At 53.6% G+C, this 22,004-nt stretch carries 18 protein-coding genes; 10 read left to right on the forward strand and 8 right to left on the reverse strand.

Annotated features, from left to right (window positions below):
- Positions 1–22 precede the first annotated feature (22 nt).
- The 3 genes from FW415_RS13690 to FW415_RS13700 are packed head-to-tail and all read left to right on the forward strand — an operon-like array spanning position 23 to position 2,004.
- On the forward strand, positions 23–541 hold the full coding sequence (locus FW415_RS13690) for a hypothetical protein (protein ID WP_148385916.1): 519 nt from the start codon (positions 23–25) through the stop codon (positions 539–541).
- A 51-nt stretch (positions 542–592) separates the two neighbouring features.
- Positions 593–1,258 (forward strand): hypothetical protein, encoded by a 666-nt coding sequence (locus FW415_RS13695; protein ID WP_148385918.1) that lies wholly within the window; start codon positions 593–595, stop codon positions 1,256–1,258.
- An 8-nt stretch (positions 1,259–1,266) separates the two neighbouring features.
- The gene (locus FW415_RS13700; RefSeq protein ID WP_148385921.1) at positions 1,267–2,004 is read left to right on the forward strand and encodes a sensor histidine kinase; all 738 of its coding nucleotides are present in this window, start codon (positions 1,267–1,269) and stop codon (positions 2,002–2,004) included.
- Between the two features lie 33 nt (positions 2,005–2,037).
- Here the strand turns inward: FW415_RS13700 and FW415_RS13705 are convergent, their stop codons facing one another.
- The 7 genes from FW415_RS13705 to FW415_RS13735 are packed head-to-tail and all read right to left on the reverse strand — an operon-like array spanning position 2,038 to position 10,449.
- Positions 2,038–3,276 carry a PAS domain-containing sensor histidine kinase gene (locus tag FW415_RS13705; protein WP_246858740.1) on the reverse strand — a complete coding sequence of 413 codons (1,239 nt, stop codon included), beginning with the start codon at positions 3,274–3,276 and terminating at the stop codon, positions 2,038–2,040.
- Positions 3,257–4,630 carry a sigma-54 dependent transcriptional regulator gene (locus tag FW415_RS13710; RefSeq protein WP_148385923.1) on the reverse strand — a complete coding sequence of 458 codons (1,374 nt, stop codon included), beginning with the start codon at positions 4,628–4,630 and terminating at the stop codon, positions 3,257–3,259. The genes FW415_RS13705 and FW415_RS13710 overlap by 20 nt, the downstream gene beginning before the upstream one ends.
- An 18-nt stretch (positions 4,631–4,648) precedes the next feature.
- Positions 4,649–5,821: an ABC transporter permease gene (locus FW415_RS13715; protein ID WP_148385925.1), complete on the reverse strand. Its 1,173-nt coding sequence runs from the start codon at positions 5,819–5,821 to the stop codon at positions 4,649–4,651.
- A gap of 9 nt (positions 5,822–5,830) precedes the next feature.
- Complete coding sequence (locus FW415_RS13720; RefSeq protein ID WP_148385927.1) at positions 5,831–7,069, reverse strand: ABC transporter permease; 1,239 nt, start codon at positions 7,067–7,069, stop codon at positions 5,831–5,833.
- Positions 7,070–7,086: 17 nt separating this feature from the next.
- Complete coding sequence (locus FW415_RS13725; RefSeq protein ID WP_148385930.1) at positions 7,087–7,752, reverse strand: ABC transporter ATP-binding protein; 666 nt, start codon at positions 7,750–7,752, stop codon at positions 7,087–7,089.
- Positions 7,730–9,208 carry a TolC family protein gene (locus FW415_RS13730; protein WP_148385932.1) on the reverse strand — a complete coding sequence of 493 codons (1,479 nt, stop codon included), beginning with the start codon at positions 9,206–9,208 and terminating at the stop codon, positions 7,730–7,732. Before FW415_RS13730 ends, FW415_RS13725 begins: the two co-directional genes overlap by 23 nt.
- Positions 9,205–10,449 (reverse strand): efflux RND transporter periplasmic adaptor subunit, encoded by a 1,245-nt coding sequence (locus FW415_RS13735; protein ID WP_148385934.1) that lies wholly within the window; start codon positions 10,447–10,449, stop codon positions 9,205–9,207. Before FW415_RS13735 ends, FW415_RS13730 begins: the two co-directional genes overlap by 4 nt.
- Positions 10,450–10,885: 436 nt before the next feature.
- On the opposite strand from FW415_RS13735, the gene FW415_RS13740 reads away from it, so the two are divergent.
- Positions 10,886–11,557, forward strand: a complete 672-nt coding sequence (locus tag FW415_RS13740; RefSeq protein WP_148385937.1) for a response regulator transcription factor — start codon at positions 10,886–10,888, stop codon at positions 11,555–11,557.
- A 62-nt stretch (positions 11,558–11,619) separates the two neighbouring features.
- Positions 11,620–14,022 carry a S9 family peptidase gene (locus FW415_RS13745; RefSeq protein ID WP_148385940.1) on the forward strand — a complete coding sequence of 801 codons (2,403 nt, stop codon included), beginning with the start codon at positions 11,620–11,622 and terminating at the stop codon, positions 14,020–14,022.
- A gap of 127 nt (positions 14,023–14,149) precedes the next feature.
- Here the strand turns inward: FW415_RS13745 and FW415_RS13750 are convergent, their stop codons facing one another.
- On the reverse strand, positions 14,150–16,819 hold the full coding sequence (locus tag FW415_RS13750) for a glycoside hydrolase family 78 protein (RefSeq protein ID WP_148385942.1): 2,670 nt from the start codon (positions 16,817–16,819) through the stop codon (positions 14,150–14,152).
- A gap of 237 nt (positions 16,820–17,056) precedes the next feature.
- Here FW415_RS13750 and FW415_RS13755 point away from each other — a divergent pair, with 237 nt between their 5' ends.
- The 5 genes from FW415_RS13755 to FW415_RS13775 are packed head-to-tail and all read left to right on the forward strand — an operon-like array spanning position 17,057 to position 21,846.
- Entirely contained in the window at positions 17,057–19,897 is a 2,841-nt protein-coding gene (locus tag FW415_RS13755; RefSeq protein WP_168208815.1) for a TonB-dependent receptor, read from the forward strand.
- A gap of 17 nt (positions 19,898–19,914) precedes the next feature.
- Entirely contained in the window at positions 19,915–20,481 is a 567-nt protein-coding gene (locus FW415_RS13760) for an RNA polymerase sigma factor (RefSeq protein ID WP_148385947.1), read from the forward strand.
- A gap of 50 nt (positions 20,482–20,531) precedes the next feature.
- Positions 20,532–20,876 carry a hypothetical protein gene (locus FW415_RS13765; protein ID WP_148385951.1) on the forward strand — a complete coding sequence of 115 codons (345 nt, stop codon included), beginning with the start codon at positions 20,532–20,534 and terminating at the stop codon, positions 20,874–20,876.
- Entirely contained in the window at positions 20,876–21,403 is a 528-nt protein-coding gene (locus FW415_RS13770; RefSeq protein WP_148385953.1) for a Spy/CpxP family protein refolding chaperone, read from the forward strand. Before FW415_RS13765 ends, FW415_RS13770 begins: the two co-directional genes overlap by 1 nt.
- A 35-nt stretch (positions 21,404–21,438) precedes the next feature.
- A complete protein-coding gene (locus FW415_RS13775) occupies positions 21,439–21,846 on the forward strand; it encodes a hypothetical protein (protein WP_148385955.1) in 408 nt (135 codons plus the stop codon).
- Positions 21,847–22,004: the final 158 nt, after the last annotated feature.

A 22,004-nucleotide genomic window follows, 5' to 3' on the forward strand; every position in this document is an offset into this window, starting at 1 on the left:
CACATAAAAAAATACAACGGTTATGAAAAGATCTCAATCATTTTTGTATTTCCTGATTCTGCTGCTCATCGCCCTGCTGGTGTACGCCTGGTTCTTCCGCCGCATACCGGTGAATGATGAAGTGGCAAAGGCACATGTGATATCCATGGACGAAGCAGCGGGTTACACCCATGCATTCGCGAATGCCAAAATGCAGCTGGCCCGGCAGTTGCAGGACACCGGTTACCTGAACAGGGAGTTCAACCTCCCGGTATGCGAGATGTTCAATAAAGATGCCATTGCTGCTCTGCTGAACCAGCAAGGCGCTACCGGTATCCGCATCTATCTCGGCCTGAATGAAAAAAAGGAGGTCTGCTTTGTGATCGTTCCTACCTCCGGCGAAGGAAAGGATATCCGCAGCAGGCTGGTGTCGGACAACGGTTTCTCCATACCTGGTATCTCCAAAGCCATGGCACAGGCGAATGAGTTTGAGCAGGCGCTGGAAAGAGGCATCCGCTGCCCGCATATGTGCGACCTCGAAAGCCCGCTGTCCCTGCCCTGAGCCGGCAACCGGATGTGATCCGATCAAGATGAAAATTCAATTGTTAAGCCGATGTCGCTGAATATAGCCCTGCTGTTTAGTAGTACGGTACTGATACCCCTGATCATGGGACTGATACGCGCGAACCGCGTACAGGCGAACTATCAGCCATTTTTGTTATTCCTGCTGCTGGCCTTTACCTCGGAAGTGGTGGGCTATGTGAGCGCAAAGCTCACCCGCAGTAACATGCTTTCCACCAACATATACACCCTGCTGGAAGCAGGTCTGATCCTCTACCAGTTCTATGCCTGGGGCTTTCTCAAAAAGCGGCCCCGGTTGACGATAGTGCTGGTAGGGGCTTACCTGCTCACCTGGATATTGGAGAACCTGGTGGCCGGCCGCCTCAGCGAAAGCTTCTGCTCCTATTTTGTAGTATTGTATTCCCTCGTTACCGTATTGCTCTGCATCAACGAGATCAATTCGCTGATCACGGCATGGAGCGGCAACCTCTTTACCCATTCCAGGTTCCTGATCTGCACTGGTTTTATCATCATCGGCGTGTACAGCCTCATCACCGAAGGCACCATGCTCATAGACCCGGAAAACTCCTTTGTGATCAACAAGATCTTCACATTGTACATTTTTATCAATGCTTTCGTTAATATTGTTTACGCAGTAGCCGTGTATTTCATGCCCGTCAGGGATGATTACTATTTTTCAAAGCGGTTCAAAGCGTAATAAACCCCATGGAAGACAGGATATTTTATACCACCATCCTTTTATGCTCGTTGCTGGCGGTGATCATCATCTTCTTTATCACCTCCATCATCCGCTATCACCGCCGGTACATCCACCTGCAGCGGGAGCGCATCACCGCGGAGATCAAACTGCTGGAAAATGAGCGCAAACGCATCGCCACCGATCTGCACGACAGTCTCGGCCCGCTGCTGTCCACCGTCAAGCTCAATATCAGCAGCGTGGAGGTGAGCGATCAGCGGGACAAGATGGTCATCTCCAAATCATCCCGGTATATTGATGAGATCATTTCCAGCATGCGGCAGATCTCGTACGACCTGCTGCCGAATACGCTGGAAAGAAAAGGCCTGCTCGAAGCCATCCGCGAGTTTACCGACCACCTGGGGCAAAGCGGCCTGCTGGAGGTGAACGTTTACGCCATGAATCACATTCATGCCGATCCTGAAAGGGATATCCATATTTTCCGCATTGTACAGGAGATCATCCACAATACGCTCAAGCATGCGGGTGCAAAAAAGCTGGATATCGGCTTCAGCCAGGATGAAAAGGAACTGCTGATCCTCATTCATGACGATGGAAAGGGCTTTGACGTGGAAAAAGCGAAAGACTCGCGCGGCCTCGGCCTCAAAAGCCTGGAGATCCGCACGGACATCATGCACGGCTCCATCACCTTCCGCTCCCGTCCCGGTGAAGGCACCCATTATTACATCAGGATACCGGTCAGATGATTTGTCATTGATTTTCGTGTTTCCGGGATGCGTCTACCGGAAATGGATGATAAACCGGGTATCCCTTTCCCCATATGTTTCCAGGGAAAAATCCCAGCCGTGACCGAGCAGTATTTCCCGTACCAATGTAAGGCCGATGCCCTGGCCGTCAGGCTTAGTGCTGTAAAAAGGGGTAAATAGACTGGCGGGTTCCTGTATGCCGCCACCGGTGTCTGTTATTTCCAGCGTATCGCGGCCGATGCTGAAGGTGATATCCCCTTCCCGGCCGATAGCGTCGATGCTGTTCCTGATGATGTTGATCAGCGCCTGTTCCAGCTGATGGCTGTCCGCCTGCACCCATACGGTCTGTGCGGGAAGATGGAAGCGGAAACGGATGTTTTTGTCCTTTGCCGGCAACTCCATCAGCAAGGCCACCTGTTTGATGATGGCGGTCAGATCGGTGCGCTTGCGGTCAGGGGGCGGCAGCTTCACCAGGTCTGCAAAGTTGCGCATGAAGCGGTTGAGATGCTGGTTGCGTTCAGCGGCCACTTCCAGGGCGGACCGGTGCTGTGCGTCCAGCGGTTGCGCCTGGAGCGTGGAAGCTATGATAGAATTTACCGGGCCGATAGTGTTGTTCACTTCATGCGCCATCATGCGGATCACTTTGCCGTAAACATTTTTCTCCGCTGCCAGTATTTCGGCTGTCAGCTCTTCCACCATCACGAAATGCCGGGGAAAGCCCCGGTCTATGAAGTGGGATTTCTGCAATTTATAGGTGTTCACCCCGTTCAGTGAAATGCTGCGGGAATCGCCGGAGCCCAGGGCTTTGACCTCGCTCAGCAACGATGGCAGTGTTTTCAGCAGTTGCTGCGCACGGGGATTCACCTGTTGCAGATTACCATCGTAGTCGAGAATGATGATGCCGGTGGGAGAGGTCTGGATCAGTTTTTCGAGGAAGAAATGTTGTTGCTCCTGCAATGTCCGTTCCTCGCGCAGCTGGTCTATCATCTGGTTATATACGCTGATCAGCTGGTCCATTTCGTATTTGCCCGTTGCCAGGAACCTGACATTGAAATCCTTATCGCGGATGGCCTCTATGCCCTGCATGAGCATTTTCAGCGGGGCGATCAGCTGGCGGTAAAGCCGCCAGGCAACTACCAGCGAAAGGGCAATAAATATTTCCGAAACAAGGAAGAGCCAGCGGTTCTCCCTGAAGATAAAATAGGTGAGCACCAGCGCAATGCCGTGCAGGATAGCCACGAACAACAGGTATTTAGTCTTCAGCTTCATCATACGGGATGTTATATTTCTCCAGTCTGCGGTACAATGCGCTCCTGGTAAGTCCCAGCGCTGTGGCCGCTTTGGCGATCCTGTTCTGATGGAAGCTCATGGCCCTGCGGATCATTTCCACTTCCAGCTCCTCCAGTGTGGCGCTGCCTACGCCGGGCAATTGCAGCTGCCCTTTTTTGGAAGGAGAAAGCTCCAGCTGGGAGCGGAAATGCGGGATATCCAGCGTGTCGGTATGGTTCACGAGTATGGTGCGTTCGGTCAGATTTTTAAGTTGTCGGATATTGCCGGGCAGCGGCAGCTGTTGCAGCCATTTCATGGCTTCTTTGGTAACGCTGAGCTGCGGCCGGTTGTAGATCTCGCGCAAGTTGCGGATGAAGCTGTTCACCAGCAGGGGAATGTCTTTCGGCCTTTCGCGCAGCGGCGGCAAGTGGATGGTGATGAGATTGATCCGGTATAGCAGGTCTTCCCGGAACGCGCCTTCCGCCACCATGTCATGCAGGTTTTTGTTGGTAGCGCACACCACGCGCACGTCTACGGTTTTGGTGCGGCTGCTGCCCAGGACTTCATAGGTCCTGTCCTGCAATACGCGCAGCAGTTTCACCTGGCTGCCGGCATCGAGGTCGCCGATCTCGTCCAGGAAAATGGTGCCTTTGCTGGCCATCTCGAAGCGGCCGGTGCGGTCGTATCGTGCATCTGTAAAAGCTCCGCGGATGTGGCCGAACATTTCGCTTTCGAACAGCGTGGTGGAAATGCCGCCCAGGTTCACTTTTACGAAGGGCTTGTTCCGGCGCAGGCTGTTCTGGTGAATGGCTTCGGCGATCAGTTCCTTGCCGGTGCCGCTTTCGCCCATGATGAGCACGGAGGCGTCGGTGGCGGCCACCCGGCCGATGGTTTCCAGGATGCGCAGCATGGCGGGATCATCGCCGATGATATGCGAAAAATCGAACTGCGCATCCAGTTGCCTGCGGCTTTGCTGTGCGCTTTTTTTGCCCTGCAGGCTGAGCAGGGTCCCTACGGATTGCAGGATATTGGCATTGCTCCAGGGTTTGGTCATGAAATCGCTGGCGCCCAGCTTCATGCCCTGCACGGCCAGTGCTATGCTGCCCCAGCCGGTGATGAGTATGACGGGGATGGTATTGTCGAACTGCTTGATCTGTTGCAGTATTTCCATGCCTTCCTGGCCGCTGGTGCCCAGGGAAAAATTCAGGTCCAGCAGCACGAGGTCAGGCCGGTGGCGTTGTATGGCGGCCATAGCCCCGGCGGCGCTGTCTTCAGCCCCGGCTTCATAACCTTCCTGCCGCAAAAGCAGCAGGAGGGAGGTCCTTACGGCAATATCGTCGTCAATGATCAGGATCATACGGTCGTAAATGTAATATTAATCTTCATGCAAAGCCACTGCCGGGTATATCTGCGCCGCCTGCCTGCCGGGATAGAACGCGCAGATCGCTGCAAGCAGGTAGATGAACAGCACGGAAAGCAGGATAGCCGTGACATATACGCCGGAAGGCATGTCGAACAGGTTCAGCAAGGGGAACTGCACAGCGAAGAATACTCCGATGAGGAGCGCGAAGGTGGACAATATCATCGTTTCGCTGACGATCTGCCCCGAAATGCCGTAACCGGTGGCGCCTATCGCCCGCCGCAGCCCGATCTCCGCCCTGCGCCTGCTCACGTTGTACCAGAGTACGCCGAAAATGCCCAGGGCCACGTTCACGATCAGGAATCCGCCCACCACCAGCAGAAATATCATGGGGATGAGAGTGGTATTGTTCATGGCAACACGTTTCTCCGTGAGCCGTTCTATTTCGATGGTAGAAGTTTTCAGCGCGTTGCTGAAAGTGCGGAACAACCTGCTTTCAAAACCCGCGTCCGCGCCGGGCTGATAGGAGATGAGGATGCGCGACAGGAAAGCGCTGTCGTCCATGCGCTTGTAGGTGCCGGCGGTCAGCGGGGCATAATCCCCTTTGTCCTTCAGCGTTTGCACCACGCCAACGATACGGTTCTGCTGCCCGTTCAGCTCCAGCGTTTTACCTACTGCACTTTCATTGGGGAAGAATTTTTCTTTCAGCACATCGTTGATCACCATGGGCTGTTCCTTCCCCAGTGCATCATTGGCGTTGAACCAGCGGCCTTCCAGCATGCTCGCTTCCACTGTCTGCGGGAAATGATCGTCCGTTGTGTAGTAATGCGCCATTTGGTAAATGCCGTTGTAGGTGATGCCGTTGTTCGTGGTATTTACAGAAAAGGGGCTGTTGGTGCTGACGTAAGACATGCCTTTGACTTCCGGCATGGAGGTTACGCTGCGCCTTAGGGACTGGAACACGTTGTACGTGGAATCCTTGTTGGTATTGCTCCCCGGCGGGGCGAACCAGGAAACGGCCAGTACATTATCGTACCGGAAGCCCATGGGCCTGCGGTAATTGGTGTAGTAATACACGATCAGCGTGAACACCGCAAACAGCACCATGAAGGAAACGATCATTTCCAGTATCAGCAGGGCATGCTGTTTTTTCTTGTTCCAAATCAGCGTAAATAGATGCTTGAACATACGATCTTTTTAATAGTTTTTCAATGCGGTCACCACATGCAGCCGGCTCATGCGCCAGGCGGGGTACACGCCGGACATCAGGCCGAATACCAGGCATACCAGCAGGCTGATGGCGAGCACTTTTACATTCAGGTAGAGGTACACATCTTCCAGCACCCCGGAGTTGTTCCATACGGCCAGGATGATCATGGAAAGCGCGATGCCGATGAGGCCGCCGATCGCAGTCAGGATCAGGTTTTCCACGATGAACTGTACGGCCAGTGTGCCGGAGGAGGCGCCGAAGGCCTTCCGGACGGCTATTTCGGAGGAACGTTCCATGATCCTGCTGATGTTGATGTTCACCAGGTTGAGCGTAGGCAAAAGGAGAAAGAAGACCAGTACGAGACCTGTGTACAGCAGCAGTGTATTCACCCCGGAATTTTCCTGGTTGCCGATGAACGTGCGCGTGAAGCTCGCCAGGTAAGGGTCGGCTCTGCTGGATATCTTGTCGTAATGGGGCGTATCCACCGGCAGCCGGCTTATCAGCTCATCGTATTCCGCAGCCATGGCGGATTTTGAAGAGGCGTCCCTTGCCTGTAAGATACCGAAATATTCGCCGTTCAGCTCCTTGTTCCGCGGGTCTCTTTTGGCCAGCGTATGGGGCAGATACATGTCCCCGTAAGTAGAGAACTGTGTGATAGGCACGCTTTTTACCACACCTGTCACGCGGTAGCGAACGTTGTCCGTTTCAATATAACGGCCTGTCACGGAAGGCAGATCACCGAAATACTTTTCACGGGTATTCTCCGAGATGACCGCTACTTTCTCCGCATTGTTGACCTGCCGGAGCGTGTAGGGCTTGCCTTCGAGGAACTCGAAATCCAGCACTTCCCAGAATACATCATCCGTAAATTTCTGGTCGATCACCAGTTTTTTGTTGTTGATATAGGTATTGCTTGGTTTGTGGAAGGAAGATATGGCGACTCTTTCCGGCGTTTTCATTTTTTTGACGTAGTGGTCCAGGAAATAGTAGCTGAGTGGGCCGTTCTTGCTGAACCCGTGCTTTTCGCCGGTAAGCCGCATCATGCTGACGTACAGGTTGCGGTTGCGGTGGGCATCCGGGTAAGCGGAATCCACCAGGTGGTCGGAAAATGCGGTGAGCACCATGATGATCGTAAGGGAAAAGCTGATGCCGAAGAGGCTGATGAAGGTGAAGAACTTTCTTCTTTTCAGCACGGCTATCGCGATCTTGAAATAGTTCCTGAGCATTGGGATAAGTTTAAATGTTACTGCACCTGCGACCCGTCGAACAAGCGCACGAGGCGGTGTGTTTTGCGGGCCATGTTTTCATCGTGGGTGACCATTACGATCGTAGTGCCTTCTTCTTTGTTCAGGCGTACGAGAATTTCCATCACATCATTGCCCATGGCGCTGTCCAGGTTACCGGTCGGCTCGTCCGCAAGGATGATGCCCGGCTTGCCTACGATGGCCCTTGCAATGGCAACGCGCTGCTTCTGCCCGCCGGAAAGCTGGGAGGGAAAGTGTTTGGTACGGTTGCTGAGGCCCACCTTTTCCAGCGCATCCAGCGCCAGCTGCCGCCTTTCTTTGGCAGAGGCTTTTCGGTAAAGCAGGGGCAGCTCCACATTGTCGAGCACGCGGAGATCATTAATGAGATGATAGCTCTGGAAGATGAAGCCGATAGTGCGGTTGCGGAACCTGGCCAACTGTTTGTCGTTGAGCCTGGTTGCCGTGTTGCCGGCAATGCTGATATTGCCGCCGGTAGGCTCGTCCAGCAGGCCCATGATATTGAGTAATGTGCTTTTGCCGCAGCCAGAGGGCCCCATGATGGAAAGGAATTCGCCCTGGGCCACATTCAGATTGATGCTGTTGAGTGCCTGGGTTTCCACCGTGTCAGTACGGTAAACCTTTTCAATGTTCTGTAAATGTATCATAAGTGATCTTTTTATTTTGTTCAAAATCGTAAAGGGATAAATAGCGCAGTTCATAGTAGGCCCCCCAGAATCCGCGCAGCGCCAGTATGAAGTCGCGCTTGGCCTGGTCTTTTTCCGCGAAGGCGATACTGAGGTCTGTAATGCTGAGGTTGCCCAGCACGTAGCGGCTCCGCGCGATCTCGTACTTCTCCGTGGCAATGCTGTCTGCCAGCGCACTGAGCGCCACCTGGCCTTTCATCATGTCGAACAGGGTTACCTGCGTTGTAATGGCTTGTATAAAATTTTGTTTATCCTGTTCTACTTCATACTGCGAAAATTCCAGGTTGGCTTCCGCCGTCCTGGTGCGGGAGCGTGACCGGCCCCAGTCCAGGATCGGGATGGAGAATGCGATTTCCACCAACTGCTGGTTCTGCGGGCTGCGGTACACTTTTGATATCGCAGGCGCCGTGTTGGTATAGCCCAGGTTGGCATTCAGCGTGGCGTTCAGCCCCGTTTCCCCGCGCGCCTTGGCCACATCCCGCTTTGCTTCCTGTATCCTCCGCAGGTAACCAATGGATTCGGCATTGTTGGTAAAGGCCTCTTCCAGCACCCGTTCTGTCTGCACGTTCATGTCGATCTCAGCCGGCGGCAGTTTCAGCGAGATATTTCTGGCCTGCTGCAGGCCGGTGTAGGCGCGCAGGTTGAGGCTGGCGATCTCCATATCGCGCATCGCTGTGCCGACAGACTTTTGGGCCTTCAGCGCTTCCAGTTGCAATTGTAATATTTCATTGCGGGAAATTTTCCCTAAAGCAAATTTTTCGTCAGCGATCCGTTGTATCTGCCGGGTGTTCTGCAGGTTGGCTTCGGCAATCTGGTGGTTCACCTGGGCCAGCAGGAGGTCAAAAAAATAGCCGCAGGCCTTTACAGCGATCAGCTCCATATCGGCAATATACTGCTGGCGGCTTTCCTGGTAACGGAGGGGTGCTATTCGCTTGTCCCACTTCAGCTGGTTGAACCGGAAGAGCGGCTGGCTGTACCCGATCGTGTAGGGAATAGCATTATAGAGGGTGGTATTGCGGTCAAAGTCATCGAACCGCTGCAGCTCGGTGGCGCCGTAGATGCTGCCGCCGGTGGCGGTGATGCTTTGGCTGAAGGCCATGTTGAGCGTAGAGTTGTTGTTATGTATCGGCTCGAACTTTACGGTGCCGTTGGGCTGCGTAACAGGCGTGGTGGTTTTCATGAAACCGGGCAATGTTCCGGTCAGCGCCAGCTGCGGCTGGTAATTGGAGCGGTAGGTGCGCCATTCCCAGTATTTTGTTTTCCTGACGGTGATGGCCTGTTTTGATGCAATGGAGCCGCTGCGGGCCATGCTCACGACCTGCGGGAGGGTGAGCGGGAGCGTGTCGCCGGGCAGGTCCTGAGACACCGTATCTTTTGCGGAAGCCACCCAAAGTAATATGATCAGCAGTCTCTTCATTTCAACGTGATTTCACGGGCGTTCCTGAATTGGCTCATATCTGATGTGATGATGACATCGCCGGGTTGTACATTGTCTTTCAGCTCCACGTAATCAAAATTGCTCATGCCCGTGTGTACCGTGCGGCGAACGGCTTTGTTGCCCCGCAACACGAACACCTGCTGGCCCGAAGCGCCTTTGAACGCCGGTCCGTTGGCGATGCGCATCACATTGCTGCCGGTGGCGGTAACCAGGAATACTTCTACTTTCAGGTTCGGGCGCAATTGCGGATGATGCGGCTCATCGAGTTGTATATCAAATGTAACCGCATTGTTTTGTACAGCAGGGTAAATGGTCTGGATGCGGCCCCTGATATCTTTGTCCTGCATGCGGACCCGCACCGGCATACCGGCCGAAAGCTGGTTCCCGTAACTGTCTGCAATGCTGCCGGTAACCTTGAAGCTGCCCAGGTCCGCGATGCGCGCCAGCGCTTCGCCTTCGCGCACTACGGTACCAATGTTCTTGTTGATCCAGGTCACCACACCGCTGCGGTTGGCAGTGACGCTGGCCTGTTCCAGCTTCCGCTTCAATTCTTTCAGTTCCTGCGCCTGTATGGCCGCGGATATTTCGGATTCGCGCATTTCTACTTTCATGGACTGCTGTTTGTTGTGTATTTCGTTTTCCAGCTGCTTTTTTTCGAGCCGGGCCACTTTCAGGTTCATTTCCGCCTGCTCCACATCCTCGCGTGTGCCGCCGCCGGCCTTGAACAAACGTTTGCTGTTCTCAAGATCGGCCAGCAGCGCATTGATGCGCAATTGTTTGATCTCGTTGCTGTTTTGAAGGTCGAAATAACTTTTATCGAGCGCCAGTTTGAGCTTTCGCAGTTCGTTCTGCCTGGATTCCAGCTGGAATCTGCCTTTTTCGTATTCTCCCTCGATCCCGGATTTATCCAGCTTCAGCAGGCTTTGCCCGGCTTTGATGCTGCTGCCGGCGTCTGCCAGTACTTCCTGGATGGAAGCATTCACGGCGCTGGTGATCACCGCTTCGAATTCGGGCAGAATTTCACCTGCCGCGTTCAGCGTGTTCTCGATATTGCCTCTTTCCACCGTGGCGGTAGTAATGGCGGAGCGGCTGATGGAAGGGTGCAGCCAGCTGCGCAGCAGGAATACACCCGCAACGAGGGCTCCGGCGCAGGCCAGCAATACCAGCAGGCGTTTTCTTTTTCTTTGTGCAACATAGGCGGCAGGAAGCGCTTTGTCCATTGGCGGTTCAAAATTTATACGCCGGGATGTTTCAAGGAAAGTGCCAGAGTTAAGTGTTTTATAATCATATTGTTATAAGAAATGAGGATGCAAAAACCGTTCGATATCGGACAAAGTTTCCGGTTCCGGAATTTAATGGATATGGTGATGTGGCCCCTTTTCTTATCATGAGTTCAGCTTCCGCTAAAAACCGCGGGAATATACAGGGTGTATCACTAATATGAAAGCGTAACGGCAAACGCAGATAATACTTGCCAACTTTATATTTCCTGTTTGCGTCATATCCATTATCGTTTGCGGAATAACATCCGATACCTTGGCTAAAAAATGGCTGTCCGTGGAATTTTCAGTCTTTTCGCATTAGTTGCCGGACACCAGTGATAATTTGTATATTTGTATTGCACCCTGTTCACCACAACCGAGAAGCATTATCCCCATGAATTACGATATACGACTGGTTATTGCCGATGATCACGAGATTTTCCTTGACGGGCTTTCACTGATGCTGTCCAGGCAGGAGCATATTGCGCTTGTGGGCCAGGCTTCCGATGGCCGCGAACTGATCGAGATCGTAGCAAAGGAAAAACCGGACGTGGTGATGACCGATATCAAAATGCCGTATATGGACGGTATCAGCGCAACCCGCCAGATCATCCGCACAGATCCCGATACCCGGATCATCGCCCTCTCCATGTTCGATGAAGAAGACCAGATCGTGGAAATGCTGGAAGCCGGCGCCAAAGGTTATCTGCTCAAGAATGCGGACAAACAGGAGATACTGGAAGCGATCACCAGCGTGTATGAAGACGGGACCTATTACTGCAAAACCACCTCTTCCAAACTGGCCTCCATGATCGCACGCAGCAAATTCAATCCCTATCGCAAGAAAGAACAGGTGGCCTTTACCGAGCGCGAACAGGAGATCATCCAGCTGATCTGCCAGCAGTTGACCGCGCAACAGATCGGGGACAGGATATTCCTCAGCAAACGCACCGTGGAAGGATACCGCACCCGCATCCTGGAAAAGATGAATGTGCGCAATACCGCCGGTGTGGTCATGTATGCCCTGAAGCACAACCTCATCAGGGAAGAAGACCTGATGCTTTAGTTTTCGATTCCCGCCGCTTTTTTTACTTTCGCTATATATCCATCAACACAGATCTGAATCTCATGAGAAAATTACTGCTTTTGTTATGCCTGATGGCCGGCACCGCTTTGTCCGCCCAGGATAACGTCACTTACCAGCGCCCGCCCGCCGTACTGGAAGAGCTGCTGCTGGCGAAGCCCACACCTTCCGTTAGTGTAGACGATAAAGGGGAATGGATGATGCTGACGGAACGTAATTCCTATGAACCGGTAGCAGAGCTGGCCCGGCCGGAGCTGCGCATAGCGGGCCTGCGGCTGGACCCGCGCAACTTTGGCCCCAGCCGTGCAAGTTATGGCGCCGGTTTTCAGCTGAAGCACATCAGCACCAAAGCCGTCTTCAGCATCAGCGGGCTGCCTGAAGAACTGCGCATCGGTTCCCTGCAATGGAGCCCTGACGGGAAGATGGTGGCGTTCACCAATACGCTGGACAGCCGGATAGACCTTTACGTGATAGACATTGCCGCCAAAGCGGCACGCAAGGTGAATAAAGCTGCGCTCAACACGGTACTTGGACAGTCCTTCACCTGGCTGGGCAACAACAGCCTGTTGTACAAGACCGTGCCGGAAGGCCGTCCACCCTTACCGGCCCCGCCTGCGGCGCCCAAAGGGCCCGTTGTGCAGGAAAGCCTCGGGAAGAATGCCGCATCGCGCACCTACCAGGATCTCATCAAATCCCCGTATGATGAAGCGCTGTTCGAATATATGGCCACCGCGCAACTGGTGATCAACGACCTGCAGTCCGAGCAACCCCTGGGGGAACCGGGGCTGCATGCTTATGTATCCGTTTCCCCGGATGAGCAATATCTTTTATGGAGGACGATAGACAAACCCTTTTCCTATCTCGTTCCGGCAAGAGGATTCCCGCATACCTATACGGTGAGGGACCTCCGGGGCAAAGTGCTGAAAACCCTCGCCAAAAACCCTTCCTCCGAAGGTGCGCCCATCGGGTTTGATGATGTGGAAGACCGGCCCCGCGACTTCTCCTGGAAGCTGGACGAACCGCATGCCATTTACTACGCAAAAGCGCTCGACGGCGGCCTGGGCCGCAACAAAGCGGAATACCGCGATGCCGTGTACGTGATGGATGCCGTGGAAAACCGGGAGCCGGAGGAACTGTTCCGCACCAAACGCCGCTTCTCCCGGGTGATCTGGGGCACAAAAGACCTCGCCCTCGTGTACGAATCCATGTTCGCGGACCGCAGGATGCGCCTCTCCACTTATTCCCGGCAAACGGGCCGGCTGGATTCCCTTTTTGAGCGCAGCAGCAACGATGCCTACAGCGATATCGGCACACCCTTTACCGTCCGCAACCAGTATAACCGCCACACGCTCCTCATCCGGAAAGACGGGCAGCTGCTGCTCCGCTCCAACGGCGCTTCCCCGGAGGGTGATATGCCTTTCGTGCAAAGCTATAACGTGAAAACCGGCAAAGGCACCATGCTCTGGCGCTGCACCGCGCCCTTCTACGAAACTGTGGAAGAGTTGCTGGACCCGGAAAAGCTCATCTTCCTGACCCGCCGCGAAAGCCCCTCCGATGTGCCCAACTACTATATCCGTGATCTCCGCAAACGCTCGGCCATCGGTACACGTATCACGGATTTTACCAATCCCTACAAAGCGCTGGACGGCATCGTGAAACAAAAGATCAGCTACAAGCGGGCAGACGGCATCGGCCTGGCCGGGGACCTCTACCTGCCCAAGGGGTACGACAAGGACAAAGACGGCCCGCTGCCGGTGATCATCTGGGCATATCCCCGCGAATACAAGTCCGCCGCGGATGCCGCGCAGATCAGGGGATCGAAATATACGTTTACCCGTGCGGGTTATGGCGGCCCCATCTTCTGGGTAACACAGGGTTATGCCATTCTCGACAATGCGGAGATGCCCATCGTGGGAGAAGGCAACAAAGAGCCGAACGATAATTTCATTCCACAGCTATACCTCAACGCACACGCCGCTATACAGGCCCTGGCCCAAATGGGAGTGGGGGACAGCACCCGCGTAGCCGTTGGCGGGCATAGCTACGGCGCTTTCATGACGGCTAACCTGCTCGCACATACGAACCTGTTCAAAGCCGGTATTGCCCGCAGCGGCGCCTATAACCGCACGCTGACGCCCTTCGGCTTCCAGGCGGAGCAACGCACATACTGGCAGGCGCCGGAGGTATATTTCAATATGAGCCCCTTCAGCTTCTCCAACAAGATCAAAACCCCGCTGCTGCTGATCCACGGGGAAATGGACAATAACTCCGGCACTTTCCCCATCCAGAGCGAAAGGCTGTACAATGCGATTAAAGGGCATGGCGGTACCGTACGTTTTGTGCAGCTGCCGTTTGAAAGCCACGGTTATGCCGCGCGGGAAAACCTGCTGCATCTGTTGTGGGAACAGACGCAATGGCTGGAAACTTATGTGAAGGAAGTGAAATGAGTTGCCGGCACGGCCCTCCATGCCTTCAATGTGCCTGCTGATGACTGAAAACAGCAACATGGCCCGGAGATACTGCAACTAAAAGTTGTTCAGCATCCCGGGCCATGTTCCTTTTCTCTATGGATATTTATTTACCCGCAGCCTGCGGCAGCCTGCATTCAAAATGGTAACTGCCGGAACCGACCTCTGATGCCTTTTCCGCACAGGGCAGGGTGATCGTTGCGGTTGTATTGGCCGGTATCTGCACATCAAGACTGAACAGGCCGTCTTTCAGCGTCCAGGAAGAAGTAACCCGCCCGTAAGGCGTTTCCAGCTCACCTGAAGCGCTGCTGAGGCCGCCGCCGGGTCGGGGAGCGATCCGTATCTTTTTATAACCCGGAGCGGCAGGATCGGAATTGATACCCGCGATGTGCCGGTACATCCAGTCACCAATAGCGCCGTAAGCGTAGTGATTGTAGGAATTCATGCCGGGTGTCTGGAAAGTTCCGTTGGGCTTGATGCCATCCCAGCGCTCCCAAATGGTGGTGGCGCCCATTTTTACCGGGTACAGCCAGGAGGGATAGCTTTCCTGCATCAGCAGGTCGTAAGCCACTTTGGTATGACCAAAGCGCGTCAGTACATGACAGAGGTAAGGGGTGCCCAAAAAGCCCGTGGTGAGGTGGTTCCCGTAGGACCTGATATTGGTGACCAGCCGTTCCGCCGCCGATGCCCGGAGCGCTTCCGGCAGCATATCGAATTGCAGGGCCAGCACATAAGCGGTTTGTGTGCTGGATACCAGCCGCCCGGTAGCGGTCATATATTCTTTGATGAAGGCTTCCCTGATGTTATGGAGCAACGCGGTGTACTGCGCCACATCTTCTTTTTTGCCCAGCACTTCCGCGGCATTGATCAGCAATTGCGTGGAATGCGCGTAAAAGGTCTGCGCGATCAGGTATTTGTCGGTCACCGCAGCCCTGCCGTCATTGTCGTCATCCGGACGGTAGAACAGCCAGTCGCCAAAATGGAAACCGGTGTTCCAGAGATGATCTTTGGCCGCGCCGGTCATATAACCCACCCATTTTTTCATGCTTTCGTACTGCACTTCCAGCAGGCGCTTGTCGCCATACGCCACGTACATATCCCAGGGAATGATGGTGGATACATCGGCCCATCCGGCGGAAGCGCCGTCATTCGCGCCCAGCACATTGGGGATCACATGCGGCACAGATCCGTTGGGCTGCTGATCAGCCTTCAGGTCTTTCAGCCATTTGGTAAAGAAGCCGGCCACATCCATGTTGTAGGCAGCTGTGTTGGCAAAGGCCTGCGCATCGCCGGTCCAGCCCAGGCGTTCATCACGCTGCGGGCAGTCGGTAGGCACATCCAGGAAGTTGCCTTTCTGCCCCCATTGGATATTATGTTGCAACTGGTTGAGCAGGGGATGGGAAGTCGTGAATTTACCGGTAACCGCCATATCCGAATAGATGGCTACGGCGGTAAGGTCTTCCGTCTTCAACTCACCCGGATATCCTTCCACTTTCACGTACCGGAACCCCTGAAAAGTAAAATGAGGCTCGAAGCGCTGCGTGGTATTTTCTTTAAGGATGTAGGTCGTTTGCGCCTTTGCAGATCTGAGGTTAGCGATGTAGAAGTTCCCTTCCTTATCCAGCACTTCCGCATGGCTTAACGTGATCTTTGTGCCTGCGGGGCCACTTGCATCAAGCATTACCCAGCCCACCAGGTTTTGCCCGAAATCCACGACCGTTTCGCCCTTGGGGGTTTTGAATACTTTCAGGGCCTTGAACTCCTCGTGTTTTTTCACGGTAGGGCCGCTCATGCCAGTCAGTTGCTCCGGTCCTTTTTCCAGTATCCGCACGTTCGTCCATGTACCATCTTCCCGATATCCTGCGGTGGACCAGCCGGTCCGCTCCATCCTTGCATCATATATCTCGCCGTCATAGATATCGGATGCCAGTATCGGGCCATGAGAAGCTTTCCAGCTGTCGTCCGTGTTCACCGTTTCCCGGCTGCCGTCAGTATATTCCACTTCCAGCTGCATCAGCAAAGCCCTGGTATCGCCATAAAAGTTGCGTTGCCCGTTAAAACCTATCCTTCCCTTGTACCAGCCGTTGCCCAGTGTTACGCCCACTGCATTGGCGCCGGTCCGCACAGCATCCGTTATATCGTACACCTGGTATTGAAGATGATGCTTGTAGCTGGTCCAGCCCGGCGTGAAATAATCATCGCCAATGCGCTGCCCGTTGATATGCGCTTCGTATAAACCTTTCGCCGTGATGTACACCAGTGCCGATCTCACTTTCTTTTGAAGGGAGAAGGTTTTTCTGAACAGGGGGCAGATGGCCGATGTGTCCGGGCCATTCACGGCGATCCATTGCGCCGTCCAGTCCCCGGCTTTCAAACCGGTCTGCCAGCATTGAACATCGCTCCAGGCGGAAGTATGCCCATGATTGTCCTTCACTCTTACCTGCCAGTAGTAACGTGTTTTGGATTGCAGGGGAGAACCTGCGTAAGGAACGAGCACGGACTGGTCTGATGGCACGGAAGCCTTCCACACCAGGGATTTCCCTGAAGTTAAACCCTTCCTGTCCGTGCCCACCCTGATGTCATAGGCGGTCTGCCGGGTGTCTTTTAATGTGGATGTGATCTTCCAGCTCAACCTTGGCGCCGGGGCGTCTACCGACAGCGGGTTGTGAAGGTGTTCCACACTGAGGCCGCTTACGCTGAGCTTTTGTGCCAGGCACACGGAGCCGGGAATCGTCAATAATGCAAAAAGAAAACTGCGGATAAGAACGTTGATCATATGAATATTTAATGGGATGGTGCTAGTATCGGCATTTTTTTTTGCAATGGCATCATGTACCGTCCTGCATGCGCCGCAACCGGTCTGCTTTTCTGCATTCATCCATGTCAATGGCCGTTCCTCCTTTTTTGGCGGCTTCCCAAAGGTTTTCCGCCGATATAGCGTCCAATCAAACAGAATAATCACACAATTATGCGGCATGCACTGATTTTTACATTCTTATTGTCGATTTTAACCGTGCAACTGACAATTGCACAAAACATCACGCTGAAAGGCGCCCTGCGGGACAAAACGGACAGTTCCGCGCTCCGGAACGCCACGATCCGGCTCACTTCTCCCGAAGACGCCGGGTTCCGGAAACAGGTGTTGACGAATACAGCGGGCGCATTCCAGATACCGGACCTGAAGCCCGCTCCTTATATCATTACTATTACTTACATCGGGTACGGGGAACTGACCCGCGCCATTATGCTGCAGGTTGAAACACAAGACCTCGGCACCATTTACATGCCCAAATCGTCTCGCGACCTGCAGGAAGTAGTGATCAAGGGGCAGGTACCGGCGGCGCAGCAGAAAGGGGATACCCTGCAATATAACGCCGATGCCTACAAGACAAATCCGGATGCCAGCGGTGAGGACCTGGTGAGGAAGATGCCCGGCATCGTAGTGGAAAACGGGACAGTGAAAGCGCATGGGGAAGATGTAAAGCGGGTGTTGCTGGACGGGAAGGAGTTCTTTGGGGAAGATGCTACACTGGCGCTTCGCAACCTGCCTGCCGAAATGATCTCGAAGATCGAGGTGTTTGACCGGCAGAGCGACCAGGCACAGTTCACCGGCTTCGACGACGGCAATTCACAAAAGACCATTAACGTAGTGACCCGCGCTGAAATGCGCTCGGGACAGTTCGGGAAAATTTTTGCAGGATATGGCACCGATGGAAGGTACAACGCCGGCGGAAGTGTGAACCTGTTCAGCGGCGACCGCCGTATTTCCCTTATCGGTCTGTCCAATAACATCAACCAGCAGAATTTCTCGCAGCAGGACCTGCTGGGCGTGATGAACGCAGGTTCCAGTCGCGGTGGCAGAGGTGGCCGTGGCGGCGGCAGAGGAGGCTTTGGCGGTGGCGGAGGGAACTTCATGGTAGGCCAGCAGGACGGGATCAACAAAACCAATTCATTCGGCGTCAACTACAGCGATGAATGGGGCAAAAAGGTTTCCGTTACCGGCAGCTATTTCTTTAATAACAGCAATAACAGCAACGAGGAATTCACCAATACGCAAACCGTGCGGGATGATGGTACCAGCCAGTACAATGCCGAAGAGCAGCGATCTTCCAGCAACAACTATAACCACCGGTTGAATATGCGGGTAGAATACAAGATCGATTCGTCCAATACCATCATTTTTACCCCGGGTATCAGCTTCCAGAACAATCGTTCTTCCTCCAACAGTTTTACCACCATCTCTCCGGACGGATTTGGCATCAATCCTATTTCCAGTTCCGAGAATATCCGCAGCGCAACGAGCTCCGGGTATAACCTGAACGGCAACCTGATGTACCGCCATGCTTTCGCGAAGAGAGGCCGCACAGTGTCCCTCAGCGTTGGCTTTGGCGCGAACGACCGGGACGGGGAAACCTTTAACCGCAACTATATTACGGATATCAAGAACGGTAATTTAGCCGATACCGTTAACCAGCAGATACTGCCTTTCTCCGACGGTCATAACCTGAATGCGAACATTGCTTATACAGAGCCGGTGGGTAAACAGGGGCAGCTGCAGTTCAACTACAGTCCTTCGGTATCCAAAAGCAATTCGGACCGTAAAACGTTCGATTATGATACGGATATTGACAAGTATGCCCTGATGGACACCAGCCAGAGCAGCTTGTTCAACAATACCTACACGGCACAGAATGCCGGAGTGTCTTACCGTATCGGGAACCGGGACAAGATGCTGGCCTTCGGGGTTTCCTATCAGCATTCCACCCTGGCCAGCGACGCACTGTTCCCGCAACCCGCGCAGGTACGCCAGTCGTTCAGCAACATCCTTCCGAATGCCATGCTGATGATGAAAGCCGGTGAATACGGCCGCCTGCGGGTATTTTACCGTACCAACACCAACAACCCGTCTATCCAGCAATTGCAGAATGTGCTGAATGTGGGCAATTCCATCAATGTATCCATGGGTAATCCGGAGCTGGACCAGTCTTTCGGGCATACCCTGGCCACCCGGTACAACTATACCAATACGCAGAGCGGGCATAATTTCTTTGCCAATGTGTTCTTCAGCAGCACGCAGGATTATGTGACCAATGCGATCTACTTTGCCAAGTCGGATACCGTACTGACGCCCACTTTCACCTTGCTGGAAGGCGGTCAGATATCCAAACCGGTGAACCTGGACGGATACTGGAGCATACGTTCCTTCTTCACCTACGGGGTGCCGTTGAAGTTCATCAAATCCAACTTCAACGCCAATGCTGGTGTTGGCTTTACACAAACGCCGAATATGATCGATGAGGTGACCAGCCTCACCGGTAACTATAATTATAACCTCGGAGCGGTGATATCGAGCAATATCAGTGAGTATGTGGACTTTACGGTGAATTATTCCGCGAATTTCAATACCGTGAAAGATCCTACGGCGCTGGAATCTACCACGAAATATTTTTCCCACACTGCAGGGGTAAGCTTTAACCTGCTGAGCAAGAATGGCTGGGTGATGCAGCAGGAACTGAATAACCAGCTGTATTCCGGCCTCAGTGAAGGGAATAACCAGAATTATTTCCTCTGGAATGCCAGTGTAGGCAAGAAATTCCTGAAAAACCAGCGGGGCGAACTGAGGCTCTCCGGTTTTGACCTGCTGAAACAGAACCGCAGCATCAGCCGGATACAGAACGGCAAGGTGACCACGGACGTCAGAAGCCAGGTGCTTACCCAATATTTTATGCTTACATTTACATACAAGCTCCGGAATTTCGGGAAAGCCAATACCAATAGCCGGGATGGCGGTGAAGAACGGCGTTGGGAACGCCCCGGTGGCCCTCCGGGCGGAATGATGAGAAGACCGTTTTAACATCCATACGCTGAACATTGACGGATATCATAGCACATTTGAAGCAGGGGAGCGAGACCGCCTTTAAGCAATTGGTGGGTCAGTGGCAGGGTATGGTATATAATACCGCCCTCGGTATCCTGCAAAATGCAGCGGATGCGGAAGATGTGTCCCAGGAGGTGTTCATGCAGGCTTATGAATCTATCGGAACGTTCAAAGGGGAATCACAGATATCCACCTGGTTATATCGCATAACAGTAACCAAGTGCCTGGACCATTTAAGGAAAAAGAGCCGGAAAAAGCGATGGGGAAAAGTCTACAGCCTGTTCGGCCAGCAGAATGAGCTGGTCATAGATCCGCCGGATTTTCATCATCCAGGGGTGGCGTTGGCCAATAAGGAGCGCGCGAACCTGCTATTCAGGGCCATTGCCCGTTTGCCGGACAGTCAGAAGGCCGCTTTTGTGCTGCATAAGCTGGAAGGCCTGAGCAGCAAGGAGATAGCTTCCGCGATGGATGCCAGCGTCTCCTCCGTAGAAGGCCTTTTGCACCGCGCCAGGCAGAACCTGCGCCAGCAACTGGAGGAATATTACCGGAATGAAGATTAAAACGAGTGCAAGTTTTCTTGTTGTTTATCGTCTAACTAAATACAGCGAATATGAAAAAGAGACGAGATATCGGATTTGAAGTGGAAAGCACCCTCAATAGCCTCGATGGAGCGCAGCGGGCGGAGCCGGGAGACTTTTTCTTTACCCGTCTGCAGGCCCGTATGCGGCAATCCGGTGCAGTGGATACCTGGGAACGCTTCATCGCGATCATTACCCGGCCGTCTGTAGCCATAACCGGACTGGTACTGATCCTGGCCATTAATGCCGGCCTGGCCGTTACGCAGTTGAAACCGGGGCAGGACCGTGTGGAGCAGGCGCTGCTGCAGCAAGCCTTTGCCGATGAATATCAGCTGGGGATCACCACTTTTTATGAATACGAAAAAATAGAACCGTAATGAAGGAAACATTCACCAGGAACAAGATGCTGAGCGTGCTGGTATTGATCCTGCTGCTCACCAACATCTTGCTGCTGGTATTCTTCGTCCGCATGAAACCGGATCACGACCCGAAGAAAACAGCGAACCGGGACGACCGGAACAAAGGCAGTGTTATGCAGTTGCTGGAAAAACAGGTGGGTTTTAATGAAGATCAGATGGTGCAGTACAAGGCGCTGAAAGATCAGCACTGGGACAAAATGAAGCCTTATTTCGGGGAAATGCGCAATGCAAAAGACAGGTTCTACAAGCTGCTCGGCAGTTCCATGGCTGCGGACTCCATCGTGGTTTCATCGGCAGCGGACTCCATCGCCGCCAAGCAGAAACAAATAGATATGCAAACCTTCCGGCACTTCCGTGAAATACGCGATATCTGCACGCCGCAGCAGCAACCGGCCTTCGACTCCATGGTACAGCAGGTGCTCCGCCGGATGAACGGGCCCTGGAAGAAAAGCCCGGCCAAAACAGACAGTACAAAAAATAAATAATACAAACTCCCACAAAACCCTTTAAACGATCCATCATGAAAAAGATCATGCTTTTGCTGGCCTTTGCGCTGGCAGCGAACATCAGTGTGTTTGCACAACAGGGCGGCCCCGGACGCAGCGTGGAAGAACGCGTGAAAATGACCATCGAAAGGCTGACCAAGGAACTGCAGCTCACCAAAGAGCAGCAGGTGAAGCTGGACACGGTGTTCACCCAATCTTTCAAAGCCATGCAGAAAATGCGGGAAGATGCGCAGGCTTCAGGCAACCGCCCGGACCGTGCTGCTTTTCAAAAGTTCAACGAAGAAAGAAATGAAAAAGTAAAAGGCATCCTCAGCGAAGAACAGTACAAAAAGTACCAGGAATCGCAGGCAGCCATGCGCCAGCGCGGTGGTAACCGTGGTGGTGGTGGAGGCAATGGCGGTGCCCGCGGAGGCGGAAGATAATTTCCCCCTGCCAGAACTGCTTGCCGTACTATGCTGCAACTTAATATAGAAGAATGCACGCGGCATGGTACGGCCTTTCTTATGCCCCGGAATACCCTGCCAGCCATCATTCCCATACCTTTTTGCCCGCAACCCTCTCATCTTTCCGGGCCGGATCA

This window comes from Chitinophaga sp. XS-30 (assembly GCF_008086345.1).
Lineage (GTDB): Bacteria > Bacteroidota > Bacteroidia > Chitinophagales > Chitinophagaceae > Chitinophaga.